The sequence below is a fragment of the Occallatibacter sp. genome, from assembly GCF_049802275.1.
Taxonomy (GTDB): domain Bacteria; phylum Acidobacteriota; class Terriglobia; order Terriglobales; family Acidobacteriaceae; genus Telmatobacter.
Genome location: NZ_JBARMD010000738.1, coordinates 1 through 3572, shown reverse-complemented (window position 1 = coordinate 3572; position 3572 = coordinate 1). Strand labels below are relative to the sequence as shown.

Sequence of the window (3572 nt, the reverse complement as noted above, 5' to 3'; positions counted from 1 at the left end):
GATCTTTTATTACGTTCCCTGATTCAGTCACTCTGTCCTGCTCTTTTGTGTCATCGGCTTTGAGCAATGCTGGAGTAGCCAAAGCTAGGACGGCAACCGATAGGAAACCACTAACAGCTAAGCTCTTAAAGTTTGTGAAGTTCATCATGATGTCGCGCCCTTTCTGATTGCGGCAACTCTACGCCTGATTGGATAGCTTCAGCCCGTGAATTGGCCGCAATCTGCAGCTGTTATTCGAGGCAAATGCTGGTTCGGTGCCGCCCAGGCAACTGCCTGAGCCTGCATAAGCGCGTCCCCGACTAATACGGGTGGTTGACCACAACATAGGTCGTGCTTCCACCGGAGAATTGCGGCTGGTAGTAGGTGCTGCCGCATTGCTGATAGGTCACACCGTTGGCCATGATGGTTGTGCAATTCGGAGGAAGAGTGTTCACCATTGAACCCACGACCGCGGCTGTAACCACCGCCGTCGCAGCAACTGCCGCCGCCGTGCCAATCCCGCTGTGATAGCAGCAACCTCCGCCGTAGTAGCCGGAATTATAGCTGGAGTGGGTGTTTACGTTGACGTCGCGGTTAACGTTGACGTTCGTGTTCTTGTTCACGTTTGTGTTCCGGTTCACGTTTGTATTGTTGTTCACGTTCGTGTTCCGGTTGTTGCTGCTGTTGCTGCTGCGGTTGGCACTCGGCTGGTTGACGTTGCTGCGCGAACTTGAGCGTACTGATCCGTTGTTGGCGTTACCACCACCGCGCGTTCCGGCGAACGAAGGAACGGTCAGTAAGAGCGAGAGGGCTATTGAGATGATCGGGCGAATGCTTTTCATTGGATGCTCCTAGTTGCTCCCTGCAGTTGCTGGTGCTTTTTCCTTGGCAAAGACGATCTTCTGAGCGTCTGAGGGTGGATCGAAGACGAAGGCTGCGTCGTTGTACGACGGAGCCAGGTTCCACGTGAGCACTGAGGTATGCTGAGGGCGAGCGTCGTCGGTGGTCGTAGTCAGGACCATCTTCTTAGGCAAGGGGTGATCACCCAACTGGATCCAAACCTGCCAATCCAGCCCAGGTTGCCGGAATGCATAGTGCTCGCAAGTGATGCCGCCGACATCGGCAGGTCCGAAATCGCTAGCTTCCGTGATCTCGTTGGTAGAGGCACGCGGGCCGCCCCAGAGGAAAAGATCGAGGAGTGGGAGTTCAATGCCATATTTATCACTCGCGACATCAATCAATTCACCAATGCTAGGCGGGGCGTCGACGGTCGCGTAGTATCCCGCGCGGCGGGCGAAGAATGTGAACTTCTTCCCGTCATAGAGAATGAGCCGTGACTTCTGGTCGCCCTGGGTCTCTATCCGAAGCTTGTTCGGAGAGGAAGCGAGAACGGTGGTGGTATGGGAGTAGGTCAGCTTTTCGCCGTCGGAAAGGACATCCTCAGATGTGACTGCTGCTGTCACCTGAAAATCCTTGAGACCGCGAAGGTAGGTTCCCATCTGATTCAGGGCATCTATCGCTGTGGAGTCGATAAGATCAGTTTTCTCTGGACTCGGCTGTTGCGCAGGCATTTGGCTTGAGAAGCCAGTGCTAAGTATCAACAGGCCGATTGCAGTTCCAATGCTTCGCTTCATTGAGTATTTCTCCATTTCTGACTGCTTGCGGGGTCTATTCCGTTAATGCGAAAAATCGTGAATCGATCTAGGCTGACCAGCGCAGCGCAACTGCGTGGCGTTCGACAAGTGAGCCTTAGCTCATCCGGACACCCTGGTTCTCGGGGGAGGGCCTGGGAGGATTCGGATGTCCGCATGGCATCGTTCATGCGCCTGACTTTGCCTAGCGCCGTCCGGGAAATTCGGTATCTTCCTCGGATGTTTGAACGATAACTTCGCCGCTGCGGTTGGGATATTCGGAAAACTACGCGTTGAAGGGCCGTAGTTCTACTGTGCTCGAGCGAGTACTTTTCCCAGTATCACCAAGATCGCGAGCCAAATATGTTTAAGGCAGCGTGATGTCTGTCCGACTGCACATCGTTGAATGTCGTATCCCCCTGAGAGGCCGGCGAACAGCAGCCAGCGATCGTCCACTAACTCTGGAAGGGGCAAAAACTACGCAGCTATGGCTATTGTCATGACCGAACAATCGAACAGTGTGGATTTGCGGCTGCAAAGACTGGTCGAATTGAGGTGGTTAAGGGAGGTTGTCGTACGCCAACTGGCCCAAGGTGGCACCCTTGACGACACTCATTCGCGACTTGAGGGAGTTTTTGCCCAGATACAAGCTGAGTTGGATGCCTTGGAAGGAACCGTCGTCGGTGGCGAACTCGACCAACCGGCCAATTAGCTGAGACTGGAGCCTTTCAAGGGCCCTTGAGAAATACTCTGTGCTGACGGGAGAGTCACGAAGAGCTCCGTGCCTCTTCCCGGTTCGCTCTTCATAGTCAGCCTTCCATTTAAGAGCCGCACTCGTTCTTCTACGCTGGCCAGGCCTATGCCTCTACGGCCCTCCGCCTGGGGTTCGATACCTCGGCCCTGATCTCGAATCGTCAACTGAAGCCGATCCTCATTGCGCTCGAGAGTCACTTGTGCGCTGGCGCTCCCGGAGTGCCTGGAAACATTCATGAGGCTCTCCTGCAATACACGGTACAGGCATGTTGCGGCCTGGGGCGTAGCATCCTGATCAGTAATTGACACTTCGCAGAGAGTTTCGATACCGCTGGAACGCTGGAATTCCTCGCATTGAATCCGAACTGCCGCCACGAGCCCTAATAATTCCAACATAGCGGGATGTAACTGGCGCGAGAGGTCCCGGAGGTCGTTAGCGACGGCAGCCGTGGCCTTCCTGATGTCTTCCAATCCTGCGTCGATCTCACCGGGGGATGAGGTTCGATCGCGACCGGCAAGATTACCAATTTTGAGGGAAACCATGGCCAGGCGCTGCGTGAAGTCATCGTGAATCTCACGCGCGATTCTGCGACGTTCTTCCTCCTGGGAATCCACCAGGCGTCCAGCGACGGTCAAGAGCAGTTCGGCCGATGCCTGCAACTCCTCCTTCTGTTTCAGAAACCTGATCTGCGCCCGCCGCCGTTCAAAGAAGCGCGCCAGTCGTTCGGTGGCGACGACCAGCGCGTCGAATAGTTCAGTGTCCCCGGCAACGGATTCTTCGCAACCGAATTCGAGGATCGCTTCTACTTTTTCATCCACTACGATCGGCAGTTGCACGCCACCCCGCAGACCGGCCTCAAAAGCCGCTGCCAACCGCCGCTCTTCTGAGGACGTCACCGACTCCTCCGTGATATCGAGAATTAAAGGCTCTCCCAATTGCAGCACTTCTCGCGGCAGATCCTGGACTGCGGGCCATGTTAAAGGCCGCAGGCGTTCATCGAGTGTCTTGAAGCGTTCAAAATTCTTCATGTACACGATGTTCGCGGGCTTTGCTAATCCCGGCTCTTCATCAGCGATGAGGAGTGCATGGCCGATAGGAAATCCCATTGTCTCGCAGATCAAATCGACGGATCGTTGCAAGGCCTCTCGCAATGTAGTTGCCGAATTTGCAATCAAAGATACTTCGCGCATCAGGAAAGCGTATCGAGT

Annotated in this window: 4 protein-coding genes; 1 reads left to right on the top strand and 3 read right to left on the bottom strand. The window is 55.0% G+C overall.

The annotated features are described in order from the left end of the window. Positions 1 to 299: 299 nt before the first annotated feature. Both WA354_RS24860 and WA354_RS24855 read right to left on the bottom strand, forming a co-directional pair. Complete coding sequence (locus WA354_RS24860; RefSeq protein ID WP_472815720.1) at positions 300 to 821, bottom strand: DUF6515 family protein; 522 nt, start codon at positions 819 to 821, stop codon at positions 300 to 302. Positions 822 to 830: 9 nt separating this feature from the next. Then, positions 831 to 1613 (bottom strand): DUF2092 domain-containing protein, encoded by a 783-nt coding sequence (locus WA354_RS24855; RefSeq protein ID WP_472815719.1) that lies wholly within the window; start codon positions 1611 to 1613, stop codon positions 831 to 833. A gap of 484 nt (positions 1614 to 2097) precedes the next feature. On the opposite strand from WA354_RS24855, the gene WA354_RS24850 reads away from it, so the two are divergent. Further along, entirely contained in the window at positions 2098 to 2322 is a 225-nt protein-coding gene (locus tag WA354_RS24850; protein WP_472815718.1) for a hypothetical protein, read from the top strand. On the opposite strand, the gene WA354_RS24845 is transcribed toward WA354_RS24850, so the two are convergent. Beyond that, on the bottom strand, positions 2319 to 3572 hold a 1254-nt coding region (locus WA354_RS24845), incomplete at its 5' end, for a sensor histidine kinase (protein WP_472815717.1). The genes WA354_RS24850 and WA354_RS24845 overlap by 4 nt on opposite strands.